The following is a 21705-nucleotide window of genomic DNA, read 5'->3' as shown; positions in this document are numbered from 1 at the left end:
GCGAGAGGAAGGAGATCGATCAGGAGGTTTTCAGCCCGGCACCGACCGAACGCATCAGCGCATGCAGCGCGCCGTGGCCCTCGAAGCCGATGCCGGGCCGCTGCGGCGGATGCACGAAGCCGTCCTCGACCCGCGTGTCGTCCGCAAAGCCGCCGAAGGAGCCGAACACGCCGGGATAGGCCTCGCAGCCGCCGAGGCCCAGGCCGGCCACCAGTGCCAGCGACATCTGGTTGCCGCCGTGCGGGAAATGGCTGCCGGGCCCCCACCCCTGCGCCTCGAGCGCCAGCGCAATGCTGGCGAAGGCATGCAGGCCGTACGACTGCGGCGGGTCGACCTGGATCAGGTCCTTCCCGCTGCGCCAGCCGCCGAGGCGCACGAGGTTGGTCACCTCCTGGTTGCCATAGAGGTTCTCGCCGACCGCAAGCGGTGGCGCGTACACCGAGGCCAGCTCGGCCATCAGCGCATAGTCGTTGGGATCGCAGGGCTCCTCGAACCAGCGCAGGTCGTACGGCGCCAGCGCCTTCGCATAGACGAGCGCCTCGTCGCGCTGGAACTTGCAGTTGGCATCGACCGCGAGGTGGCTGCTGTCGGGCAGCACGCCGAGCGCGCAATCGATACGGCGCAGGTCTTCGTCGAGCGATGCTCCGCCCACCTTGATCTTCACGTGGGTGTAGCCGGCGGCCTGGTGGCCGCGGATCTCGTCGGCCACGTCCTGCGGCACGCCGCCCGGGCGATACCAGCCGCCGCCCACGTACACGGAGACCTTGCGCTGCATGGTCCCGCCGCGATAGCGCCGCGCCAGCACTTCCGCGGTCGGAAGGTCCTGCGCCTTGCCGATGGCATCCCACAGCGCGGTCTCGATGGTGCCGATGGCGATCGAGCGTTCGGCATGGCCGCCCGGCTTCTCGCCGACGAGCATCGCCGCCACGGCCCTGGCCGGATCGAGCACCCCGTCGCCGTCGAGCAGCGACTCGGGCCGGGCCCGCAACAGCCGGGGGAAGAAGCGCTCGCGCATCGGCTGCCCGCAGGCGTAGCGGCCGGTGGAGTTGAACGCGTAGCCGGTGACCGGCGTCCTGCCGCTGCCCGGGTCCAGCCGTACCGCGACGATCGAGGTCGTCATCTCGGCGAAGGAGAACACGGCGTTGCGCATGGTGCTCTGCACCGGAAAAGCCGCTTCCTGGAGGTCGATGATCCGCATGATGCTTTCTGTGTGTCCTGAATTTTTGTGAGCCGTCTCAGCGCGACGGCTCGATGCCGGCCGCCCGGATGAACTTGCCGTAGCGCGCCTGTTCCTCGTCGATGTGCTTGCGGAAGGCTTCGGGGCTGGCCGGTGCCGCGGGAAGGAAACCCATGGCCAGCAGCCGCTCGCGCGCCTCGGGCTGGCGCAGCACCTCGCCGACATCGGCGTTGATCTTCTGCACGATGGCCGCGGGCGTGGCGGCCGGCGCCACGAACCCCAGCCAGGCGCCATAGCGAAAGCCCGGGAAGCCGGACTCGGCCATGGTCGGGCCCCTGGGCAGCACGGCCAGCCTTTCCGAAGTGCCGACGGCCAGCGGCACGAGCCGGCCCGACTGCAGGAACGGCAGCACGGCCGAGACGCCGGCGAACATCACCTGCACCTGGTCGCCCACGACCGCCGTGGCGGCTTCCGCCGCGCCCTTGTAAGGCACGTGCAGCATCCGGATGCCCGCGCTGCGCATCAGGATCTCCATCGGGAGATGCTGGGCGCTGGCGACGCCGCTGGAGCTGAAGTTGATCTCGCCGGGCCTGGCCTTGGCGGCCTCCACCAGCTCCTTGACCGAACGCACCTTCAAGCTGGGCGACGCGACCAGCACGAAAGGGGTTTCGCCGATCAGCGCGATCGGCGCGAAATCCTTGAGGGGGTCGTAGGGCAGCCTGGCATACAGCGCCGGATTGGCCGCCAGCGTGGTGTCGTTGGGCACCAGCAGCGTGTAGCCGTCGGCCGGCGCGCGGGCGACCTGCTGCGCGCCGATGATGCTGTTGGCACCGACCTGGTTGTCGACCACCGTGCCCTGGCCCCAGCGCTGCGCGAGCTTGCCCGCCATGAAGCGCGAGGCCATGTCCGCGCCCGCGCCGGCCGCGAACGGCACGACGATGCGCACGGGCTTCTCGGGATAGTCGGCGTGGGCCGGGGTGCCCAGTGCAAGCACGGACAGCGCCAGGGCTGCGCAACGCAACGCGGTCTTGATCATCCTTGTCTCCATCTTTCTTGTCTGGCTGGCGGGCCCTGCGATCGCGCCCCGTCCGGCAGGCGCAATTCTGGAGGGGTTGATACCAACGCAAAAGAAGAGATTTCAGCTGCCATCCATCTAAAATTTAGCTGGAACGGCTCTGGAGACGAAACATGGATCTGCGGCAGGTGCGCTACTTCCTGACGGTGGCGGAGAAGGGAAGCATCAGTGCCGCCGCGGCGGTATTGCACGTGGCGCAGTCCGCGATCAGCCGACAGATGCGCCTGCTCGAGGAAGACCTGGGCGGCCCCCTCTTCCACCGGAGCATCGCGGGGGTGCAGCTCACCGACAGCGGCCTGATGTTCCTGGAACGCGCGCGCTTCATCCTGCGCGAGGTGGAGAGCACGACCCTGGACGTCTCCAACTTCAACCGCGGCATGCGCGGCTTTCATCGCGACGTGCGCGGCACGGTGCGGATGTCGTCGGCGCCCACGGTCGGGCAGGCGATCCACGGCCGCCTCGCGCTGGACTTCCGCCAGCGCTTTCCGCAGGTCCGGCTGGAGCTGACGGAAAGTCCCACCGACGACGCATTGCATCGGCTGACGGCCGGCACCATCGAACTGGCGATCGTGTCGAATCCCGGCAACCAGGAGCACGTCCATTTCACGCCGCTCGCGCGGCAGGAAATCGCGGTCTTCTGTCTTCCCGGCTCAAAGCTGGCCGCGCGTTCGAGCGTTCACGCACGCGAGCTGCGCAAGCTGCCGATCATCATTTCGCTGGGCCTGCGGCACAGCCTCGAGACCGAACACGGGGTGATGCAGCCGGTCATCCAGATCGACGGCAACGAAGGGGCCGCGCAACTCACTCGGGCGGACCTCGGCGTTGCCGTGCTGCCGAAATCCGTGGTGCGAACCTCGAGCATCTGGCAAGGCCTCGTGGCCGTGCCGGTGCGCGGCTTCTCGGTGGCCCGCATGCTCGCGGTGGCCAAGGGGCGGCCGGTTAGCCTGGCCGCGAAGGTCTTTCGCAGTGCCGTCGAGGAACAGATGGCGCTTTGCGTGGGGGAAGGACTCTTCCTGCCACCGTGACGCGAATCGGCCGCCAGAGGCCGATTCCGCCTGCCGTTCTCAGCCCGCGATCGAAGGCAGCGACGCGCCCTGCGGCGCGATGCGCGGCCCCACCACGATGCGCTGCGGTCGCTCCGCGCGCGGCGTCACGGGCAGCGCCTCCGGCCGGACGGCGGGCATCGTTGCGGGCGTGCCGAGCGCGCCCCACAGCGCAGCAAAGCGCACATCGGCTTCCTTGCGCAGCCGCGCGATCTGCTCGATGTCGGTGGACGCCGGCTTCAGGCGCCCTCCGCGCGTGCGCTGGTGCAGGCAGTGGATGGCCGCCTGGGCCTCGTCCTCCGCTCCCACCCAAGCCGCGAAAGCGGCATCCCGGTCGTCTTGCATGGCTTGGTCCTCAACAGTGAGCGTGATGGTGGGAGAAAGTGATGGCGCGGTCCGATCACGCGCTGGACGACGCTATCGATTCCAGGCGCCGCTTCCTGTAGGCCAGCGCCGCCTCGCCTTGCCGGCCAGGGACCGTCGGCCCTGAATCCTGGTCGCGCCGACGGCGCCGTGTCAGGCCGGGCGACAGCGTGTAGGCATGGACTGATTGCGCGGGCCCCGAAGGCCTGTGACTATTTTTTCGGCACCGGGCTCCCGCGCCCCGCGCGCCACCCGGACCGTTCCGTGCACCCGCCCGGATTCCCTTCATGAAGACCTCGAGGACAAGCATATGACCCAGTTGAGCGTCGACCTCTACCAAAGCAGCACCGACCCGCAGAAATTCCTGGCCCTGCCGGCCGGCACCGACCCCACCGAGGTCACGGGGCCTATGGTCTTCGACCAGGACTATGCGCAGGTCGTGCGCTACCAGCAGGCCTTCGAGTTCGATCCCTCGGAGTCTTATGCGGGCGTCAACGCCGCCAAGATCGCGGCCGACATCCTGACCGTGAAATGGTCGACCTACCATCGCGAGCCCGTGCCGAAGGGGGGTGGGCGGCAAGGCTGAGCCGTCCGTCTCAGGTGCTGCCGATCCGCCGGGCCTCGGCCTCGATCACGAGCCGGTCGATGCGCTCGTCGGGCAGGTTGACCAGCAGCTCCACATGCCGGCGGATCGCATGCATGGTTTGCACGAAGGCGTCGTCGCCGAGCTCGTTGCCCGGCGCGCGCGGATCGGGATGCGACCAGTGCGCCGAGGCGGGCTGGCCCGGCCAGACCGGGCAGGTCTCGCCCGCGGATTCGTCGCACAGCGTGACCACGAGGTCCATGTGCGGGGCCGAGGCCGTGCCGAATTCCTCCCAGCTCTTGCTGCGCAGTCCTTCGGTCGGCAGACCCGCGCCACGCAGCGCCTCGAGCGTGCGCGGATCGGCCTGGCCGTCGGCCGTGGGCGCATGGCCCGCGGAATGCGCGACGAAGCGGCCGTGGCCCAGTTGGTCGAGCAGCGATTCGGCGATCAGGCTGCGCGCGGCGTTGCTGTTGCAGAGGAACAGGACGTGGACGGGATGGCCAGGATTCATGGCGTGACGCGAGGCCGCGCGTCGCGGCCCGGTTTGTTGCGGACCCGGGCATTGACGCCGCTTCCGATGACGCACGCATGACAGCCCCGCGCCGGCGTGTGTAGTGCCGGCGTCACCTTCGCTGCGCACGATGGCGTCTTTCTCCACCTCACCGAAAGCACCGCATGTCCAACGACGCCAAGCTCATCGCCGCCGCCGAACTCGCCGACCACTACATCGAGATCATCCTGTCGGAAGAACCGGCCCTGCTGGTCGAGAAGATCGCCGACCAGGGCGCCAAGGACATCGCCAAGTCGGCCAAGGCACTGGCCGAGTTCCGCCTGCAGCTGGCGAAGGCGCTGGCCGAGCAGCCGATCCCCGAGTACTTCGAGGAATCGGAAGAGGAAGAAGAAGAGGAGTCGGCCGAAGACGGCAAGGACGAGCACGCCGACAAGTAAGCGACCCGCTCCGGCACTCCTCAGCCGCCCACGAGGCTGTCGAGCGCCGATGCGCGCCGCGCGGCGCCTTCGCGCGCGGCCGGCGCGAACTCGATCAGCGCGCCATGCGTCTTCGCGAGATCCGGCGCCTCGGGCGACGCCGTGGCCGCGGTGTGCAGCACCAGCGCATACGGCCCCTCCCCGCGCGCGCTGAGCCGCTGCTCCACCGCGCGGCCGATCGGCGTGGCGGCATCGGTCTTCGCGCTGGCGCGCGGCGACGAGAACACCAGCGCGCTGCCGCCGACCGCGATCACGGCCAGCCGCACGCCGCTGCCCGGCAGCGCCACGGCTTCGCCGATATGCACCGCCACCTCGCCATGCCCGTCGCCGAGCAGCGCGCGGTAGCGCTCGAGCGTGGCATCGAGGTCGTGCACCGCGAGCGCGAGGCTCGCGACGCCGAGCGCGCCATTGGGATGCGTGCGCGCGTCGCCCTCGGGCACGCGCAGCGCGCGCGGCGTGAGGTCGCCGCACAGGAAAGGCAGGTCGGCCGTCGCGGGCCGCGCGGTCTGCCAACGCAGGCGTTCGCCGTCGGGGCGCACGCGGCCGCCATCGACCGGCCCCTCGAGCGCCAGGCCGCGCGCCCTGGCCTCCTCGACGGTGACCGCGGTGCTGCGCGGCAGCAGCGCGAAGTCGACGATGCCTTCGCCATGGCGCTGCAGCAATTGCCACCAGCGCTCCTCGGGCGAGGGCGCGCGCCAGGCGATCAGCTCGAAGTAGCTGCCGTCCTGGAACACCACCAGCGCGTTGTGCGTGGTGCGGCCCGGATGGTCGCCGCCGCGCAGCACGTGGAAGCCGAGCGCCGCGTAGTCGGCGATGGCGCTCTCGAGGTCGTGCACCGCGATGACGATGTGGTCGAGTTTCAATGACATGGTCGTGTGTTCTCCCTTGGGGACGTATGAAGTTCAGGAGGCGGTGCGCGCGGCGCCGTCGCCGCCCAGGTAGGCATCGCGGATGCGCGGGTCGTCGAGCAGCGCGGCGGCCGGGCCCGAGAGCACGATGCGCCCGGTCTGCAGCACGTAGCCGTGGTGCGCGATCTGCAGCGCGAGGCTGGCGTTCTGCTCGACCATGAAGACCGAGACGCCCTGGGCATTGATGCGCGCGATCAGCTCGAGCACCTTGTCCACGTACAGAGGCGACAGGCCCATGGTCGGCTCGTCCATGCAGATGAGCTGCGGGCGGCCCATGAGCGCGCGCGCCATCGCCACCATCTGCTGCTCGCCGCCCGAGAGCGTGCCGGCCTGGAAATCGATGCGCTCGGCCACGCGCGGGAACAGCTCGAGCATGCGCTCGAGGTCCTCGGCCACCGCGCGGCGGTCGTTGCGCGCATAGGCACCCATCAGCAGGTTCTCGCGCACGGTCATCGCGGGAAACAGCCGGCGCGCCTCGGGCACCGAGCCGATGCCCTGGCGGATGATCTGCGGCGTGCTCAGGCCCAGCGTCGAGACGCCGTCGAACAGCACCTCGCCCGAACGCGGCTTGAGCAGGCCCAGCACGATCTTCATGGTGGTCGACTTGCCGCTGGCATTGCCGCCGAGCAGGCTCACGATCTGGCCCTTGCGCACCTCGATGTCGAGATCGAAATGGGCCTGCACCGGGCCGTAGAAGCTGTTGACCCTGCGCAGCTGGAGCAGCGGATGAGCGGTGGTGCGGGCCGCGGGGCTCGCGGCTAGCGCGGCATGGTCCTCGTCGCGGCCGTCTCCCCACAACGGCGACGGCGGCAGCCCCGTGCGGGCGACGGTGGCGATCATGCGGGCACCGCCTCGGGCCGTGCCCGACCCACCTGCCCCACCTGCCGGTGGCCGAGATAGGCCTCGATCACCGCGGGGTCGTTGCGCACGTCGCCGGGCCGGCCCTCGGCGATCTTGCAGCCGTCGTCGAGCACGGCCACGCGGTCCGACAGCTGCATCACGAGGTCGAGCTTGTGCTCGATCAGCAGGATGGTCTGGCCGCGCGCCTTCAGGCCGCGGATGATCTCGAGCATCTCGGCGGTCTCGCTCTCGTTCATGCCGGCCGTGGGTTCGTCGAGCAGCAGCAGCCGGGGCTGGAGCGCGAGCGCGCGCGCGATCTCCACGCGGCGGCGGTTGGCGTACGAGAGGCTGTAGGCCGGGTGATCGACGCGCGGCGCCAGCCGTTCGCCGAACAGCGCGACGATCTCGAGCGCCTCCCGGCGCAGCGTCTCCTCCTCGCGCCGCACGGCGGCGGGCTGCACCAGCGCGAGCGCCAGTTCGGCCAGCGCGCCCAGGCCCGGCACGCCGCCCACGCGCGGCTTCACGGCGCGCAGCCGGGTGTGCGCGCCGACCAGCACGTTGTCGAGCACCGAGAGGTTGGCGAACACGCGCCCATGCTGGAAGGTCCGCGCCAGCCCGCGCGCGGCGAGCTGCTGCGCGGGCAGGCCCGTGATGTCCCGCCCCTCGAACAGCACCTGCCCTTCGTCGGGCCGGTCCAGGCCGGTCACGAGGTTGAAGAGCGTGGTCTTGCCGGCCCCGTTGGGCCCGATCACGCTGAGCAATTCGCCCTCGCCCACGTGCAGGTCGATCGCGTTCACGGCCGTGAGGCCGCCGAAGCGGCGCACCAGGCCGCGGATCTCAAGCAGCGACGGCATCGCCCGCTTCCTGCGGCGCGCGGGCGGCCTGCGCCTTCGAGTTCACGAGCTTCACCTCGGCGCGGATGGTCTGCGGGTTGCGCAGCAGGTTGAGGATCGGGCAGTTGCGCTCCACTGCCTCGAACAGCGCGTCGATCTCGGCACGGCTCGCGGGCGAATCGATGTGCACCGTGTAGCCGATCTGGTGCGGCCAGATCGGCGTGCTCTCGTGGCCCGGCTTGCCGCCGCGCGGATCGATGAGGCCCGTGACCTCGACCTCGAGGCTCTCGAGCGGCACCTGGCGCTCGGCCGCCTGGATCAGGAAGATGTGCGTGACGCAGGTGCCGAGCACGCCGAGCTGCAGCTCGGGCGAGCTCGGGCCGAGGTCGTAGCCCGCGAAGTTCGGCGGGCTGTCGCTGATGACCTGGTGGTCGCGGATGCGCAGCCGGCGCACGCCGCTGCGGCCCTCGGCCTTCACGCTGGCCTTCAGTTGCAGCGGCTGCGCGCTGCCCGCGTCGACAGCGGCATTGCGCGCCAGCACGGCGGCGCGCTTCTCGGCGAGGTAGTCGTTGAGATGGCTCATGGTGTGGTTCCTTCTTCAGACGGTGCCCAGCAGGCCTTGCGGGCGGAAACGGATCAGCAGCAGCAGCGCGACGCCGTAGATCAGCATGCGGTACTCGGCGGTGACGCGGAACAGTTCGGGCAGGCTCACGAGCGCGACCGCGCCGAGCAGCGCGCCGCTGATGTTCCCGAGCCCGCCGAGGATCACCATGGTGAGCGCGAGGATCGAGATCTGCGAGCCGAAGGTCTCGTGGTTGATGTACGAGTACATGTGGGCCGTGAAGGCGCCGCTCACGCCGGCCGCGAAGCCGCCGAAGCCGAAGGCCAGCGCCTTGTAGCGGTCGGGGCTCACGCCGTAGGCGCGCGCGGCCACCTCGTCCGCGCGCACCGCGCGGAAGGTGCGGCCCAGGTGCGAGCCCAGCAGCCGCCACTGCAGCAGCGCGAGCAGCACCATGGCGCCGAACGAGGCCCAGTAGATCGCGCCGTTGGACGAGGCATCGCGCCCGAACAGCGACAGCGGCGGAATGCCCGAGACGCCGATCGGCCCGCGCGTGAGGCTCTCCCAGTTGAGGATGGTGAGCGCCACGATCTCGCCGATGCCCAGCGTGGCGATCGACACGTAGTGGCCGCGCAGCCGGAAGGCCGGGAAGATCAGCGCGGTGCCGATCAGCGAGGTGAGGATGCCCGCCAGCACGATGCCCGTGCCCACCGGCAGGTGCAGGTCGAGCACCAGCAGCGAGGAAGCATAGGCGCCGATGGCCAGCAGTCCCGCATGGCCGAGCGAGATCTGGCCGACCGTGCCCGCCACCAGCGTGAGGCTCAGCGCCAGCGCGGCATAGAGCCAGGCATTGGTGAGCGTCTGCAGCAGATAGGGTGAGGGATCGAACAGCGGCAGCAGCACCGCGGCCGCGAACAGCGCCACGAGCAGCCGGCGCGGCACGCGCCAGGGTTTGCTCGGCGCGATGAAGGTGCCGGTCAGCGGCTCGGGCGGCAGCGCGCGCTTGCGGCCGAACAGGCCGTTGGGCTTCCACACCAGGATCGCCAGCAGCAGCGCGAAGGCGAACAGGTTGCGATAGGGCGTGCCCAGCAGCGCCACGCCGTAGCTCTCGATCAGCCCCAGCAGCAGGCTGCCGACGATGGCACCCGGCACGTTGCCCACGCCGCCGACCACCGTGGCCACCACGCCCTTGAGCGTGGCCTGGAAGCTCATCGCGGGACTGATGTTGTTGTAGTACATGCCCACCAGCAGGCCCGACAGCCCGCCGAGCGCGGCCGCGATCGCGAACACGGTCTGATTCACGCGGTCGACGTCGACGCCCATCTGCTGCGCCGCGTCGCGGTCCTGCGCGGTGGCGCGCACCGCCCAGCCGAGCCTGGTGAAGCGCAGGAAGCCGAACAGCACGGCCGCGCTCGCGAGGCCGATGCCCGCGATCAGCAGGTCGAGCGCGCCGATGGTGCCGCTGCCGACCTGCAGCCGCCAGTCGGGCAACGCCGTGGGCAGCGCGCGCGGATCGGGGCTGAAGACCAGCTGCACCAGGATGTCGAGCACGAAGCTGATGCCGATGGTGGCCAGCAGCGGCGCGATGCGTGCCGCGCCCTGCAGCGGGCGCAGCCCCACGCGCTCGATCAGCATGCCGAGCGCGCCCGAGCCCAGCACCACCAGCGCGATCGTCACGGGCAGCGGCGTGTGCAGATAAGTGATCGAGGCCCAGCCGATGTAGGCGCCGACGGTGTAGACCGAGCCGTGCGCGAAGTTGATCAGGTGCGAGACGCCGAAGATCAGCGCCAGCCCGACCGCCAGCAACGCATAGATGTTGCCGATGATCAGGCCGTTGACCATGTAGTCGAAGAAGGAGCCGAAGTTCATCGAAGGACCGCCGTCTGCGCGCGCCAGGGTGCGCGGTGCGCGAGACCGATCATTTGGTCGAGGCCAGCGCCGCCTTCTCGTCGAGCTGCGTCCACTTGCCGTCCTTCACCACCAGGTTCACGCTCTTCACGCCGATCACGCGGCGCGTCTGCGGATCGAAGCTGGCCTTGCCGAAGATCACGCTGGGCACGTCCTTGATCTTGTAGAAGGCATCGCGCACCGCCTTGCGGTCGGCGTTGGGCCCGGCCTGGCGCAACGCGGCGGCCGCGTACACCACGGCGTCGTAGGCATAGGCGTTGAAGGCGTCGGGTTCCTTGTCGTACCTGGTGCGGAAGCTCTTCACGAAGTCGCGCACCTCGGCGCGCGGCTCTTCGGGGAAGAAGGCGGTGTTGGTGTGGATGCCGTTGACCGCGGCGCCGCCGAGCTCGATGAACTTCGGCGAATAGACCGACCCCACCGCCGCGATCGGCTGCTTCAGGCCCACGCTGCGCACCTGGCCCGCGATGAGCGCGCCGTCGGGGTAGTAGGAGATCAGCACCAGGCCATCGGGGTTGGCGTCGCGCACGCGCACGAGCGTCGAGCGGAAGTCCTTCTCGTCGGGCTGGTAGCCCTCGGCGATGGCGAGCTGCGCGCCGCGTTCCTGCGCGGCCTTCACCAGCACGTCCTTGCTGGTGCGGCCCCAGTCGGTGTTGAGATAGAGCACCGCGATGCGCTTGAAGCCCAGCGTCTTGACCGCGAGATCGGCCAACAGCGGCTGCGCGTCGGCCTGGCTGATCGACGGGCTCCAGATGTAGTCGCCGCCCTTGGTGAAGTCGGGATGCGAGTTGGTGAAACCCAGTTGCACCAGGCCCGCGCGCTGGTAGATCGGCGACGCCGCCATCGAGGCCGGGCTCGAGAAGTCGCCGAGCTCGATCAGCACGCGCTTGTCGTTCACCAGCTTCTGCGCGATCGCGACCGACTGGCGCGGGTCGCTCTGGCTGTCCTCGAAGTTGTAGGCCAGCGGCCGGCCATGGATGCCGCCCTGCGCGTTGATGTGCTCGAGCGCGAGGTCGAAGCCCGCCTTCCACTGCGCGCCGTACTGCGCGTTCTGGCCGGTCAGCGGACCGCTGACGCCGAACCAGACGGGCTCGCCGCTGGCCGGCGCGGCCAGGACGGGTGCGGACAGCGCGAAGGCGGCGCCGGCCAGCGACAGCGCGGCGATCCGGCGCAGGAAGCGTTGGCGGGAGATCGGTGTTGGCATGGTGTGGGGGTCCCGGGGCATGAAGATCAGGCCGGCCATTCTTCGCGTTGCCCGGGGCCGCTGGAACGAAAAAAAGCGCTGCGCGATATGCGTTTTCCGAGCAAGGCAAGGCGTGCTCTCGACGCTCTCCGCGCTCTTGCAGGCCGGACATATGCATGACCGAAAACATTCGTTGGATAGGCGCGGACCGCGCTTCCACACTCGCCGCTTCGAATATTCCGGTGGAGAAGCCCTGATGACCGACTCTCTTTCCTCGCGCCTGCCGCCTTCGCGCCGCAGCGTCCTTCAAGCCGGCGCCGCTGCCGCCGTCGTGGGCTCCGCGGCCCTGCTCGGCGCCTCGGCCTGGTCGCAACCGCGCAAGCTGACCTTTGCCTGGAGCCAGGCCGGCTTCTGCTTGGCGCCCGTGCCGGTCGCGCTCGAGCGCGGCTTCTTCGAGAAGAACGGGCTCGATGTCGAGCTGCTGAACTGGGCCGGCTCGTCCGACCAGATGCTCGAGGCACTGGCCACCGGCAAGGCCGATGTCGGCGTGGGCCTGATCCATCGCTGGGTCAAGCCGCTGGAAGCCGGCTTCGACGTGAAGGTGGTCGGCAGCGTGCATGGCGGCTGCCTGCGGCTGGTGGGTGCCAAGGCGGCAGGCGTGACCACCGAGCTCGCGAGCCTCAAGGGCAAGACCATCGGCGTGTCGGACCAGAACAGCCCAGCGCGGCAGTTCTATGCGATCCATCTCGCGAAGAAGGGCATCGACATCGACAAGGACGTCGACTGGCGCGTCTATCCGGCCGACCTGCTCGACATCGCCGTGAAGAAGGGCGAGATCCAGGCCATTGCCGATGGCGACCCGAACGTCTACCTGATCGAGAAGCGCAACCCCGGCGTCTTCACCGAGATCGCCAACAGCGCCAAGGGCGAGTACGCCGAGCGCCTGTGCTGCATCGTCGGCGCGCGCGGCGAGTTCGCGCGCAACGACAAGCCACGCGCCGCCGCCACCGTGCGCGCGCTGGCGCAGGCCTCCGACTACGTGGCCGAGAACCCGAACGAGTCGGCGCGCATCTATGCCAAGTACGCGCCCAAGGTCGCGGTGGAAGACCTGCAGAAGCTGTTCACCGAGCTGACCTACAAGCACCATCCGGCGGGCAAGGCGCTGCGCAACGAGGTGGAGGCGTTTGCGACGGACTTCCGGAATGCGGGGATCCTGAAGAAGAGCACGGACGTGGTTCGGTTTGCGAACCACGTGTCGCTGGACGTGCTGGCTTGAGGGGCTACAGGCCGATCAGGAATTCCCCGGCCGTGGCCGCGCAGTGCTCGAAGTCCGGCGCGTACTCCAATGTCGCGATGGCATCGAACGCGGCGCGCAAGCCGGCATGCGGTTGCCGGATCTGTCCGAGAAAGGCGTCCCGGTGGCGCAGCAGGAACGGTGCCGCCGGCAGAAGGTCTAGAGGCTCGCGTTCGATCACGAGTGCAAGGTCGAACAGGTCGCGCGCCGTGACCCGGTCGCCGCGGTGGTACATCTTCTTGGCGATGATCTCGGCGGCTGTCTCCACCTTCACCTGACGGCCGCCGATGTGCCAGATTTCCCAGGCCTTGTCCGGCAGCAGATTGGGAGCGGCCACGAAGTCGACCTCGCCCTCCTCGAACTGCAGCTTGACGAAGGCGCCCGGCTGCTCGGTGTAGTCCTGCGTCAAGTTCGCCGCCGTGTCGCTCAATCGAGGCGTGACATAGCCGAGGTATTGCGGATCGGGCACGAAGATATCGATGTCCTTGCTCAGCCGATGACGGTAGCGGAACATCAGCACGGTCCCGCCGCCCAGGGTCCAGAACGGATCGGCGATGCCACCGTACCGACCGATGTCGTCGAGCAGCGTCAGCGCCCGCGCGAACAGTGCCTCCCAGGGACCGTTGGGCAGTGGTCTCGGCTTCATGCCCACAGCGCCTGCCGGTGCACGGACAAGGACTCCGCGAGCTTCGCCACGTTGCGCCAGACCTGCCGCGGCGGCAGGCGCGCGCGCGAGGCGGTTTCTTCCACGGCCATCACGACGACGGGAATGGGCGCTTCATCGAGCAGATGGGTCAGGTGCGCGGTGAATGGCGGCGGCACGTCGCCGCTCGCCAGGACCTTCTCCAGCGCTTCGGGGCCGAGCTCGCGTGCGTAGCTGACGCTGGCCGTCTTGGCCGCCATCCACAGGCCACGCTTCTTGCGCCGCGCCAGCGTATCCGGCGCGGGGCTGTCCAGCCCCAGCACCGCCATCACCTGGCCCACGCGGTTGACGCCCAGGTCGCCCAGCGCACCGTTCTCCAGGCCGACCAGGGTCTGCCGCGAAAGGCCGCTCAGGTGCGCCAGCTGAGACTGGGACAAGCCCAGCTCAGTGCGCCTGGCGCGTACCGCGTGGCCGATGTCGATCAGGTTCATGGCGAAGATTGAATCCGAAATATGTCAAAAATATTGGACATTCTATTCCGGTTGAATCTGAATGCCAAAGAAAAAGACCTAAGCCCGGCCCGAACCACTCCCCTTCGATTCTTCGCATAAGCACATGCGCAAAGAGCGCATGCAACCCATGCGAACTTTCCTAGCATCGGGCGCAGCATCCATTCCACCCAGCGCTCCCGCGCTCCCACGCCATGTCCTCCGTGCTTGCCGCCGAACGGCCGACCGTTGCCGAACCTTCTTCCGTTGTCCCGTTCAGGATCGCCGCGATCGACGCATCGCTCGGCGCCGAGGTCACAGGTCTCGACGCCACGCGCCCGGTGCCGGCCGCGCAGGTGCGTGCGCTCAAGGAGGCGCTGCTCGAGCGGCATGTGCTGGTGCTCAAGCAGCAGCGGCTCGATGACACGCAGTTCGAGCGCCTCGCGAGCTACTTCGGCGCCGTGTTCCGTCCGCCGTCGAACGTGCCGGTGCTCGGCTCCGATCCCTATGGCGGCAACACGCCCGACATCGTGCGGGTGTCGAACGTCGACGGCGGCGTGCTCGGCCATGACGAGCTCGCGGCGCATGCCGACCACCACTGGACGCCGGTGCCGTCGTCGGGTTCGCTGCTCTACGGCATCGAGGTGCCCTCGGAGGGCGGCGACACCACCTGGTACAACCTAGCGGCCGCCTGGGACGAACTCGATGCCGGCACGCAGCGCGAGATCGAGCACCTGCGGCTCATCACCTACAACCCCTTCCTGCGCAAGCTCAAGCCGCTCACCACCGGCTTCCCGCTCTACCGCACGCCCGACATCGCGCCGCTCGAACCCTTCGAGGTGCATCCGCTGGTGCGCACCCATCCCGACAGCGGCCGCCGCATCCTCTACCTGGGCGCGCGCACCGAGGTCGAGATCGTCGGCGTCGATCCGCAGTACGGCGCCGCGCTGATCGCGCGCCTGCGCCAGCACCTGCTGCAGCCGCGCTTCGCCTACACGCACCGCTGGAGCGTGGGCGACATCGTCTACTGGGACAACCAGGCCACGCTGCACGCGCGCAGCGCTTTCGACAACGGCGAGCGCCGCGTGCTCAAGCGCATCAGCCTCTCGGGCAGCCGCCCGTACTGACACCGCCACCGGCCCTCCCCCAAGCGCACCGCCATGCGCGCCACCGCCCCGCGCGGCGGCGCGCGCGCGAGCCAGCCATGCCCCTTCCCCGCCGTCCCATCCTGCTGAACGCGTTCGACATGAACACGCCCAGCCACCTGACCCACGGCCTGTGGCGGCATCCGCGCGACCGCGCCACCGACTACAAGCGGCTGCCCTACTGGCTCGACCTCGCGCGCACGCTCGAGCGCGGGCTGTTCGACGGCCTGTTCCTCGCCGACGTGACCGGCGTCTACGACGTCTGGGGCGGCAACCCCGAGGCCGCGCTGCGCCACGGCATCCAGGTGCCGATCAACGACCCGGCCGTGCTCGTGAGCGCGATGGCCAGCGTCACGCGCCACCTGGGCTTCGGCATCACGGCCACCATCGCGGCCGAGGCGCCGCATGCCTTCGCGCGCCGCATGTCCACGCTCGACCACCTGAGCGAGGGCCGCATCGGCTGGAACATCGTGACCGGCTTCCTCGACAGCTCGGCGCGCGCGCAGGGCGCGGCCGCCGCCACCGGCCACGACCGGCGCTACGACCTGGCCGACGAGTTCATGACGCTGGTCTACCGGCTCTGGGAAGAGAGCTGGGACGACGACGCGGTGATCGCCGACCGCGCGCGCGGCATCTATGCCGACCCCGCGCGCGTGCGCGCCATCCGCCATGCGGGCGAAGGCTGGCGGCTCGATGCGGTGCATCCCTGCGAGCCTTCGCCGCAGCGCACGCCGCTGCTGTTCCAGGCCGGCGCCTCGGCGCGCGGCACGGCCTTCGCGGCACGCCATGCGGAGGTGGTGTTCGTGCCCAACCAGGGCCTGGCCGCCACCGCGGCCGTGGTGCGCAAGCTGCGCGCGGCGCTGGCCGAGGCCGGGCGCGATGCCGACGCGGTGCGCTTCGTGACCACGCTGCTGGTCGTGACCGGGGCCACCGAAGCCGAGGCCCGTGCGCGCTACGAGGAGTACCGCCGCTATGCGCAACCCGAGGCCGGCCTGGTGCAGTTCAGCAGCGCGATCGGCCACGACCTCTCGCGCCACGGCCTCGACGACGCCATCGGCGGCGGCAGCGCCGATGCGATCCAGAGCTCGGTCGCCTCGCTCAAGCGGCCCGGCGGTGCGCAGCTGACCCCGCGCGCGCTGCTCGCGCAGATGCCGCTGGGCGCGCGCCATGCGCCCGTGGTCGGCACGCCCGCGCAGATCGCCGACACCATCGAGGCCTGGGTCTGCGAGGCAGGCATCGACGGCTTCAACCTCGTGCGCACCGTGAGCCCCGAGGGCCTCGAGCATTTCGTCGACCTCGTGGTGCCCGAACTGCAGCGCCGCGGCCTGCACAAGCGCGCCTATGCCGAAGGCAGCTGGCGCGAAAAGATCTTCGGCCCGGACCGAGCCCGGCTGCCGTCCTCCCACACCGGGGTGCGGCGGCGCACCTCCGCATCGCCATGACAGCTCCCTCCTCCCTCTCCACCGGCCCGGTCCACGTCGTGCGCGACGATGCCGAGGCCCTCGCCATCGCGCACCGCCTCGCGGCCGACTTCGCCACCGGTGCCTCCGAGCGCGACCGGCAGCGCCGCCTGCCCTTCGAGGAGGTCGAGCGCTTCTCGGCCAGCGGCCTCTGGGGCATCACGGTGCCGCGCGCCTTCGGCGGCGCCGCGGTCTCGCATGCCACGCTGGCCGAGGTCACGGCACTGATCTCCGAGGCCGATCCCGCGCTCGGCCAGATTCCGCAGAACCACTACTGCCTGGTCGACGCGGTGCGGCTGATCGGCGACGCGCAGCAGCAGAAGTTCTTCTTCCGCGAGGCGATCGAGGGCCGGCGCTTCGGCAACGCGGTGTCGGAAAGCGGCACCGCCAACGCCAAGGTCGTGACCGCGCGGCTGCGTGCCACGCCCGAGGGCCTGCGGCTCGACGGCCGCAAGTTCTACTGCACCGGTGCGCTGTTCGCGCACTGGGTGCCGGTCGCGGCCAGGGACGAGCAGGACAACCAGGTGCTGGTCTACGTCGCGCGCGAGGCGCCGGGTCTCGAGGTCGTCGACGACTGGAGCGGCTTCGGCCAGCGCACCACCGCGAGCGGCACCGTCACGGCCGACAACGTGGCGGTCGGCGCGCTGCAGGTGCTGCCGCGCGCGCAACTGTTCGAGCCGCCGACCATCCACGGCCCGTTCGCGCAGGTGCTGCACGCCGCCATCGATCTCGGCATCGGCCGCGCCGCCATGGCCGACCTGCACCACTGGGTGCGCGAGCGCGCGCGGCCCTGGCCCGACAGCGGCGTGGCGCGCGCGGCCGACGATCCGCTCACGCTCGCGCGCATCGGCCGGCTGGTGATCCAGCAGCACGCGACCGAGGCGCTGCTCGAACGCTCGGGCCACGCGCTCGACCGTGCGCGCGACGAACCCGGCGCCGACCATGTGACCGAGGCCTCGATCGCGGTCGTCGAAGCCAAGGTGCTGAGCACCGAGTTCGCGCTCGAGGCGGCCACCGCGCTGATCGAGCTCGCGGGCACGCAGTCCACGCTGGCCGAGCACAACCTCGATCGCCACTGGCGCAATGCGCGCACCCACACCGTGCACGACCCGGTGCGCTGGAAGCCGCATGCCGTGGGCAATCACTGGCTCAACGGCGCCAGTCCACAACGTCACGCTTCGATCTGATCCTTCCTCGTCTTTCCGAAAGCCATCACCATGGACCGTCGCCGTTTCATTCAACAAGGCAGCGCAGCCTTCTCTCTCGGCACCGTCGCCGGCACCAGCCTGCCTCTGTCGGCCTGGGCCCAGGCGCGCAAGGACACGCTGCGCGTGCTCTCCGAGGGCGCGCCCAACTCGCAGGACCCGCACGGCGAGGGCGTGAGCCGCGAATCGCTGGGCCTGTTCTTCAACGTCTACGACCGGCTCATCAACTTCGACCGCGCGCAGCTCTCGCCGGGCGTCTTCAAGTACGACTACGGCCGCTTTCGCGGCGAGCTGGCCGAGCGTTTCGAAACCAGCGCCGACGGCCGCACCCTGACCTTCTTCCTGCGCCGCGACGCCACCTTCCACGACGGCAAGCCCGTGACGGCCGCCGACGTGAAGTGGTCGCTCGACCGCGCGGTCTCGCTGCCGGCCAGCAAGCGCCAGCTCGCTACCGGCTCGCTCGAGAATCCCTCGCAGTTCACGGTGGTGGATGCGCACACCTTCCGCATCGCGCTGCCGCGCGCCGACCGCTACACGCTGCCGAACCTCGCGCTGAGCTTCGCCTCGGTGCTCAACAGCGAGCTCGCGAAGTCGCATGCCACCGCGGCCGATCCCTGGGCCACCGAATGGGTCAAGGCGCACGAAGCCGGCGGTGGCGCCTTCCGCATCGAGAGCTTCACGCCGGGCCAGCAGGTGGTCTACACCCGCTTCGATGGTTGGAAGGGCGGCAGCGCGCCCCAGCTGCGCCGCGCCGTGTTCCAGGTCGTGCCCTCGGCCTCCAACCGCGTGGCCGCCTTGCTCAAGGGCGACGCCGACGTGGCGCTGCAGCTGCCGCCCAAGGACCTCGACGCGCTGACCGACACCACGCGCGCCAAGGTGGTGTCGGTGCCGGTCACGACCAGCTTCCGCTTCGTCGCCTTCAACACCCAGGCCAAGCCCTTCGACGACGTGCGCGTGCGCCAGGCCATCGCCTACGCCCTGCCCTACACCACCCTGCTGCGCGGCGCCAACCTGGGCCGCGGCGAGGCGCTGTACGGCGCCAGGCCCGGCAAGCCCGCGAGCAGCCGCTTTCCGCAGCCCTATCCCTACGACACCCAGTTGCTCAAGGCGAAGGAGCTGCTGGCGCAGGCCGGCCATCCGCAGGGCTTCAAGACCAGCTTCAGCTACAACGTCGGCGACGCCACGCTGGCCGAGCCCGCGGCGCTGCTGATCCAGGAAGCGCTGGCGAAGATCGGCATCGCGCTGAGCATCGAGAAGGTGCCCAGCGCCCAGTGGGGCACGCTGCAGACCGAGAAGAAGCTGCCCTTCTTCATCGACAGCTCCTCGGCCTGGTTCAACGACCCCGACTACTTCTTCCGCATCTTCTTCCAGGGAGACTGGCGCTGGAACTTCGGTTCGTTCAAGAACGACGAACTCGCCAAGCTGCTCGAGCAGGCGCGCTGGGAGACCGACCGCGCGAAATACGACCGCGCGATCCAGCGCGCGATCGAGATCGCCTTCGAGCAGGTGCCGCTGGTGCCGCTGTGGCTGCCCACCTTCGAGGCGGCGCTGCAGCCCGACCTGCAGGGCTTCACCTACTACATCCATGGCCAGGTGGACTTCCGGCCATTGACGCGCTCATGAGCTTCGCCCGGCGCGTCGTCTCCAGGCTCGCGGCCACCGTGCCGGTGCTCGCGGGCACTGCCGTCTTCACCTTCGTGCTCACGCACGTGCTGCCGGGCGACCCCGCGGCCTTCCTCGCCTCGGGGCCGAACGCCGGTCCGGAGGAGATCGCGCAGATCCGCGCGCGCATGGGCCTCGACCTGCCCCTACCGACGCAGCTGTGGCACTACCTGCAGGCACTGGCGCACGGCGACTGGGGCCAGTCGCACACGACGGGGCAGCCGGTGCTGACCGACCTGTGGCAGCGCCTGCCGGCCTCGCTAGAGCTCACCTTCGCGGCCTTCGTGCTCACGCTGCTGGTGGCACTGCCGCTGGGCACCGCGGCCGCGCTGCGCCCGCGCTCGTTGTGGGACCGCGCCTGCACCGTGCTCACGGTGGGCGGCAGCTGCGTGCCGAGCTTCGTGATCGCGCTGCTGCTGGTCTACGTCTTCTATTTCCTGCTGGGCTGGGCGCCCGAACCCACGGGCCGCATCGACGCGATGATCGAGCCGCCGCCGGTGCGCAGCGGCTTCATGCTGGTCGATGCCGTCCTCGCGCTGCGCTGGGATGCCTTCGCTTCCGCGGCCGGCCGGCTGCTGCTGCCGAGCGTGGCGATGGCCGCCTTCTCGCTGGCACCGGTGGCGCGGCTCACGCGCGCGTCGCTGCTGGGCGTGCTGCGCAGCGACCCCGTGCGCACCGCGCGCGCGCTCGGCCTGCCGCCGCGCGCGGTGCTGGCCGGCGCGCTGCACCTGGCGCTGCTGCCGGTGGTCACCAGTGCAGGCATGGTGTTCTCGTACATGCTGAGCGCCAACGTGGTGATCGAGAAGGTGTTCGCCTGGCCCGGCATCGGCAGCTATGCGCTCGACGCGCTGATGGCGGCCGACCATGCGCCGCTGCAGGGCTTCGTGCTGCTGGTCGCGCTGATGTTCGTGCTGGTGAATTTCGCGATCGACCTGCTGCACGAGCGCATCGATCCGCGCGTGGGGAGCGCGGCATGAGCGCGGTGCCGGGCAAGTTCGAGGCGGATGCGCGGCCGCGCTGGCGCCCGCGCGGCAACGAGGCGCTGGGCCTGCTGCTGCTCGCGCTGCTGCTGTTCGCCGCCATCGCCGGCCCCGCGCTCGCGCCCTTCGATCCTCTCGCCACCGACGTGCCCGCGCGGCTGCAGCCGCCGAGCGCGCTGCACTGGTTCGGCACCGACGCGCTGGGCCGCGACCTGTTCTCGCGCGTGCTGGTGGCCACGCGGCTCGATCTCTCGATGGCCGCGGGCGCGGTGCTGCTGTCGCTGGCGGCGGGCAGCGCCATCGGTGCGCTGTGCGGCTTCGTCGGGGGCCGGCTCGACCGCTGGGTCGGCCGGCTGGTCGACGTGCTGATGGCCTTCCCGCTGTTCGTGGTGGCGATGGCGCTGGTCGCGGCCTGGGGCAACACGGTGATCAACATCGTCTATGCGACGGCGCTGATCAACCTGCCCTTCTACATCCGGCTCGCGCGCAGCGAGGTCGGCGTGCGGCGCGGCGCCGGCTATGTGCTGGCCGCGCGGCTCAGCGGCCAGGGCCCGGCGCGGCTGCTGTTCGGCGTGCTGCTGCCGCACGTGCTGCCCATGCTCGCGGTGCAGGGCTCGATCAACCTGGGCTGGGCGCTGCTCAATGGCGCGGGCCTGTCCTTCATCGGCCTCGGCGTGAGGCCGCCGACGCCCGAATGGGGCGTGCTGGTGAGCGAAGGCGCACCCTACATCATCACCGGCCAGTGGTGGCTCGCGGGCTTCCCGGGCCTGGCGCTGTTCATGGCCGTGGGCTGCTTCACGCTGCTGGGCGACGCGCTGCGCGACCGGCTCGATCCGCGCGGCGCCGCCGACCGGAGCGGCCCATGAGCGCGCCGCTGCTCGAGGTCGATGCGCTGAGCCTGCGCTTCCATGGCGCGCAGGGCGCGGTCCATGTGCTCGACCGCGTGAGCCTCCAGCTCGCGGCCGGCGAAACCCTGGGCCTGGTCGGCGAGAGCGGATCGGGCAAGTCGGTGACCGCGCTGGCGCTCGCGGGCCTGCTCGATGCGCAGGCCGACGCGGCCGCGCGGCGGCTGCGCTTCCAGGGGCTCGAACTGCTCGACGACAGCGGCCGTCCGGCGCGCGCGGCCTGGGATGCGCTGCGTGGCCGCCGCATCGGCTTCGTGTTCCAGAGTCCGCGCCGCGCGCTGCATCCGCTGCGCACCATCGGCGACCAGCTGCAGCAGGTGCTGCGGCTGCACCGCGGCCTGTCGGCACGCGCCGCGCGCCAGGCCGCACTCGAATGGATCGAACGCGTGGGCCTGCCCGAGCCCGAGCGCCGGCTGCGCGCTTTTGCCCACCAGCTCTCGGGCGGCCAGTGCCAGCGCGCGATGATC

23 protein-coding genes are annotated in these 21705 nt (G+C 70.2%); 11 read left to right on the top strand and 12 right to left on the bottom strand.

From position 1 onward, the window contains the following. Positions 1 to 19: 19 nt before the first annotated feature. Both ACODT0_RS28155 and ACODT0_RS28150 read right to left on the bottom strand, forming a co-directional pair. Positions 20 to 1198, bottom strand: a complete 1179-nt coding sequence (locus tag ACODT0_RS28155) for an enolase C-terminal domain-like protein (RefSeq protein WP_489042835.1) — start codon at positions 1196 to 1198, stop codon at positions 20 to 22. Positions 1199 to 1235: 37 nt separating this feature from the next. Then, positions 1236 to 2213 carry a Bug family tripartite tricarboxylate transporter substrate binding protein gene (locus tag ACODT0_RS28150; RefSeq protein ID WP_489042834.1) on the bottom strand — a complete coding sequence of 326 codons (978 nt, stop codon included), beginning with the start codon at positions 2211 to 2213 and terminating at the stop codon, positions 1236 to 1238. 152 nt (positions 2214 to 2365) lie between these two features. Between ACODT0_RS28150 and ACODT0_RS28145 the strand changes: the two genes are divergently transcribed. Continuing rightward, complete coding sequence (locus ACODT0_RS28145) at positions 2366 to 3277, top strand: LysR family transcriptional regulator (RefSeq protein WP_057592635.1); 912 nt, start codon at positions 2366 to 2368, stop codon at positions 3275 to 3277. A gap of 39 nt (positions 3278 to 3316) precedes the next feature. On the opposite strand, the gene ACODT0_RS28140 is transcribed toward ACODT0_RS28145, so the two are convergent. Next, positions 3317 to 3640, bottom strand: coding sequence for a hypothetical protein (locus ACODT0_RS28140; protein WP_057592634.1), 324 nt, complete (start codon positions 3638 to 3640; stop codon positions 3317 to 3319). Positions 3641 to 3968: 328 nt separating this feature from the next. Between ACODT0_RS28140 and ACODT0_RS28135 the strand changes: the two genes are divergently transcribed. Continuing rightward, positions 3969 to 4244 (top strand): hypothetical protein, encoded by a 276-nt coding sequence (locus ACODT0_RS28135; protein ID WP_057592633.1) that lies wholly within the window; start codon positions 3969 to 3971, stop codon positions 4242 to 4244. Between the two features lie 10 nt (positions 4245 to 4254). Here ACODT0_RS28135 and ACODT0_RS28130 read toward each other — a convergent pair whose 3' ends face one another. Next, on the bottom strand, positions 4255 to 4752 hold the full coding sequence (locus ACODT0_RS28130) for an arsenate reductase ArsC (RefSeq protein WP_296729476.1): 498 nt from the start codon (positions 4750 to 4752) through the stop codon (positions 4255 to 4257). Between the two features lie 164 nt (positions 4753 to 4916). Here ACODT0_RS28130 and ACODT0_RS28125 point away from each other — a divergent pair, with 164 nt between their 5' ends. Continuing rightward, entirely contained in the window at positions 4917 to 5189 is a 273-nt protein-coding gene (locus ACODT0_RS28125; protein WP_413765319.1) for a hypothetical protein, read from the top strand. 20 nt (positions 5190 to 5209) lie between these two features. On the opposite strand, the gene ACODT0_RS28120 is transcribed toward ACODT0_RS28125, so the two are convergent. From ACODT0_RS28120 to ACODT0_RS28095, 6 genes are read right to left on the bottom strand one after another with little or no spacing between them, the layout of a single operon-like run. After that, positions 5210 to 6097, bottom strand: coding sequence for a VOC family protein (locus tag ACODT0_RS28120; RefSeq protein WP_489042833.1), 888 nt, complete (start codon positions 6095 to 6097; stop codon positions 5210 to 5212). A 33-nt stretch (positions 6098 to 6130) separates the two neighbouring features. Further along, positions 6131 to 6976 carry an ABC transporter ATP-binding protein gene (locus ACODT0_RS28115; protein ID WP_413765317.1) on the bottom strand — a complete coding sequence of 282 codons (846 nt, stop codon included), beginning with the start codon at positions 6974 to 6976 and terminating at the stop codon, positions 6131 to 6133. Next, positions 6973 to 7830, bottom strand: coding sequence for an ABC transporter ATP-binding protein (locus ACODT0_RS28110; RefSeq protein ID WP_413765316.1), 858 nt, complete (start codon positions 7828 to 7830; stop codon positions 6973 to 6975). Before ACODT0_RS28110 ends, ACODT0_RS28115 begins: the two co-directional genes overlap by 4 nt. Continuing rightward, a complete protein-coding gene (locus ACODT0_RS28105) occupies positions 7814 to 8392 on the bottom strand; it encodes an OsmC family protein (RefSeq protein WP_057592629.1) in 579 nt (192 codons plus the stop codon). Before ACODT0_RS28105 ends, ACODT0_RS28110 begins: the two co-directional genes overlap by 17 nt. Positions 8393 to 8407: 15 nt before the next feature. Next, positions 8408 to 10237, bottom strand: coding sequence for an ABC transporter permease (locus ACODT0_RS28100; RefSeq protein WP_489042832.1), 1830 nt, complete (start codon positions 10235 to 10237; stop codon positions 8408 to 8410). A gap of 49 nt (positions 10238 to 10286) precedes the next feature. Beyond that, the gene (locus ACODT0_RS28095; protein ID WP_296729460.1) at positions 10287 to 11477 is read right to left on the bottom strand and encodes an ABC transporter substrate-binding protein; all 1191 of its coding nucleotides are present in this window, start codon (positions 11475 to 11477) and stop codon (positions 10287 to 10289) included. Between the two features lie 235 nt (positions 11478 to 11712). Between ACODT0_RS28095 and ACODT0_RS28090 the strand changes: the two genes are divergently transcribed. After that, entirely contained in the window at positions 11713 to 12732 is a 1020-nt protein-coding gene (locus tag ACODT0_RS28090; RefSeq protein ID WP_093345876.1) for an ABC transporter substrate-binding protein, read from the top strand. Between the two features lie 4 nt (positions 12733 to 12736). Here the strand turns inward: ACODT0_RS28090 and ACODT0_RS28085 are convergent, their stop codons facing one another. Both ACODT0_RS28085 and ACODT0_RS28080 read right to left on the bottom strand, forming a co-directional pair. Next, on the bottom strand, positions 12737 to 13396 hold the full coding sequence (locus ACODT0_RS28085) for a nucleotidyl transferase AbiEii/AbiGii toxin family protein (RefSeq protein ID WP_296729455.1): 660 nt from the start codon (positions 13394 to 13396) through the stop codon (positions 12737 to 12739). After that, a complete protein-coding gene (locus ACODT0_RS28080; RefSeq protein WP_296729453.1) occupies positions 13393 to 13884 on the bottom strand; it encodes a helix-turn-helix domain-containing protein in 492 nt (163 codons plus the stop codon). Before ACODT0_RS28080 ends, ACODT0_RS28085 begins: the two co-directional genes overlap by 4 nt. A 212-nt stretch (positions 13885 to 14096) precedes the next feature. Here ACODT0_RS28080 and ACODT0_RS28075 point away from each other — a divergent pair, with 212 nt between their 5' ends. The 7 genes from ACODT0_RS28075 to ACODT0_RS28045 form a co-directional block, all read left to right on the top strand. Continuing rightward, positions 14097 to 15008: a TauD/TfdA dioxygenase family protein gene (locus tag ACODT0_RS28075; RefSeq protein ID WP_413765314.1), complete on the top strand. Its 912-nt coding sequence runs from the start codon at positions 14097 to 14099 to the stop codon at positions 15006 to 15008. A gap of 77 nt (positions 15009 to 15085) precedes the next feature. Then, positions 15086 to 16468: an LLM class flavin-dependent oxidoreductase gene (locus tag ACODT0_RS28070; protein ID WP_413765313.1), complete on the top strand. Its 1383-nt coding sequence runs from the start codon at positions 15086 to 15088 to the stop codon at positions 16466 to 16468. Further along, positions 16465 to 17673: an SfnB family sulfur acquisition oxidoreductase gene (locus tag ACODT0_RS28065; RefSeq protein ID WP_489042831.1), complete on the top strand. Its 1209-nt coding sequence runs from the start codon at positions 16465 to 16467 to the stop codon at positions 17671 to 17673. Before ACODT0_RS28070 ends, ACODT0_RS28065 begins: the two co-directional genes overlap by 4 nt. Positions 17674 to 17703: 30 nt before the next feature. Continuing rightward, complete coding sequence (locus tag ACODT0_RS28060; protein WP_296729444.1) at positions 17704 to 19314, top strand: ABC transporter substrate-binding protein; 1611 nt, start codon at positions 17704 to 17706, stop codon at positions 19312 to 19314. Beyond that, positions 19311 to 20330 (top strand): ABC transporter permease, encoded by a 1020-nt coding sequence (locus ACODT0_RS28055; RefSeq protein WP_413765311.1) that lies wholly within the window; start codon positions 19311 to 19313, stop codon positions 20328 to 20330. Before ACODT0_RS28060 ends, ACODT0_RS28055 begins: the two co-directional genes overlap by 4 nt. After that, complete coding sequence (locus ACODT0_RS28050) at positions 20327 to 21199, top strand: ABC transporter permease (protein WP_296729439.1); 873 nt, start codon at positions 20327 to 20329, stop codon at positions 21197 to 21199. Before ACODT0_RS28055 ends, ACODT0_RS28050 begins: the two co-directional genes overlap by 4 nt. After that, positions 21196 to 21705 (top strand): ATP-binding cassette domain-containing protein (locus ACODT0_RS28045; protein ID WP_489042830.1); only part of this gene is annotated, 510 nt, incomplete at its 3' end. The genes ACODT0_RS28050 and ACODT0_RS28045, both read left to right, overlap by 4 nt.

This window comes from Variovorax sp. FG153, from assembly GCF_057809595.1.
The sequence above is the reverse complement of the archived record's forward strand: the minus strand, read 5'-3'. Positions and strand labels throughout refer to the sequence as shown.

Coding starts and splice junctions, on each gene's coding strand:
- ACODT0_RS28155 (WP_489042835.1), bottom strand. CDS start 1,198: ATGCGGATCATCGACCTCCAGGAAGCGGCTTTTCCGGTGCAGAGCACC.
- ACODT0_RS28150 (WP_489042834.1), bottom strand. CDS start 2,213: ATGATCAAGACCGCGTTGCGTTGCGCAGCCCTGGCGCTGTCCGTGCTT.
- ACODT0_RS28145 (WP_057592635.1), top strand. CDS start 2,366: ATGGATCTGCGGCAGGTGCGCTACTTCCTGACGGTGGCGGAGAAGGGA.
- ACODT0_RS28140 (WP_057592634.1), bottom strand. CDS start 3,640: ATGCAAGACGACCGGGATGCCGCTTTCGCGGCTTGGGTGGGAGCGGAG.
- ACODT0_RS28135 (WP_057592633.1), top strand. CDS start 3,969: ATGACCCAGTTGAGCGTCGACCTCTACCAAAGCAGCACCGACCCGCAG.
- ACODT0_RS28130 (WP_296729476.1), bottom strand. CDS start 4,752: ATGAATCCTGGCCATCCCGTCCACGTCCTGTTCCTCTGCAACAGCAAC.
- ACODT0_RS28125 (WP_413765319.1), top strand. CDS start 4,917: ATGTCCAACGACGCCAAGCTCATCGCCGCCGCCGAACTCGCCGACCAC.
- ACODT0_RS28120 (WP_489042833.1), bottom strand. CDS start 6,097: ATGTCATTGAAACTCGACCACATCGTCATCGCGGTGCACGACCTCGAG.
- ACODT0_RS28115 (WP_413765317.1), bottom strand. CDS start 6,976: ATGATCGCCACCGTCGCCCGCACGGGGCTGCCGCCGTCGCCGTTGTGG.
- ACODT0_RS28110 (WP_413765316.1), bottom strand. CDS start 7,830: ATGCCGTCGCTGCTTGAGATCCGCGGCCTGGTGCGCCGCTTCGGCGGC.
- ACODT0_RS28105 (WP_057592629.1), bottom strand. CDS start 8,392: ATGAGCCATCTCAACGACTACCTCGCCGAGAAGCGCGCCGCCGTGCTG.
- ACODT0_RS28100 (WP_489042832.1), bottom strand. CDS start 10,237: ATGAACTTCGGCTCCTTCTTCGACTACATGGTCAACGGCCTGATCATC.
- ACODT0_RS28095 (WP_296729460.1), bottom strand. CDS start 11,477: ATGCCAACACCGATCTCCCGCCAACGCTTCCTGCGCCGGATCGCCGCG.
- ACODT0_RS28090 (WP_093345876.1), top strand. CDS start 11,713: ATGACCGACTCTCTTTCCTCGCGCCTGCCGCCTTCGCGCCGCAGCGTC.
- ACODT0_RS28085 (WP_296729455.1), bottom strand. CDS start 13,396: ATGAAGCCGAGACCACTGCCCAACGGTCCCTGGGAGGCACTGTTCGCG.
- ACODT0_RS28080 (WP_296729453.1), bottom strand. CDS start 13,884: ATGAACCTGATCGACATCGGCCACGCGGTACGCGCCAGGCGCACTGAG.
- ACODT0_RS28075 (WP_413765314.1), top strand. CDS start 14,097: ATGTCCTCCGTGCTTGCCGCCGAACGGCCGACCGTTGCCGAACCTTCT.
- ACODT0_RS28070 (WP_413765313.1), top strand. CDS start 15,086: ATGCCCCTTCCCCGCCGTCCCATCCTGCTGAACGCGTTCGACATGAAC.
- ACODT0_RS28065 (WP_489042831.1), top strand. CDS start 16,465: ATGACAGCTCCCTCCTCCCTCTCCACCGGCCCGGTCCACGTCGTGCGC.
- ACODT0_RS28060 (WP_296729444.1), top strand. CDS start 17,704: ATGGACCGTCGCCGTTTCATTCAACAAGGCAGCGCAGCCTTCTCTCTC.
- ACODT0_RS28055 (WP_413765311.1), top strand. CDS start 19,311: ATGAGCTTCGCCCGGCGCGTCGTCTCCAGGCTCGCGGCCACCGTGCCG.
- ACODT0_RS28050 (WP_296729439.1), top strand. CDS start 20,327: ATGAGCGCGGTGCCGGGCAAGTTCGAGGCGGATGCGCGGCCGCGCTGG.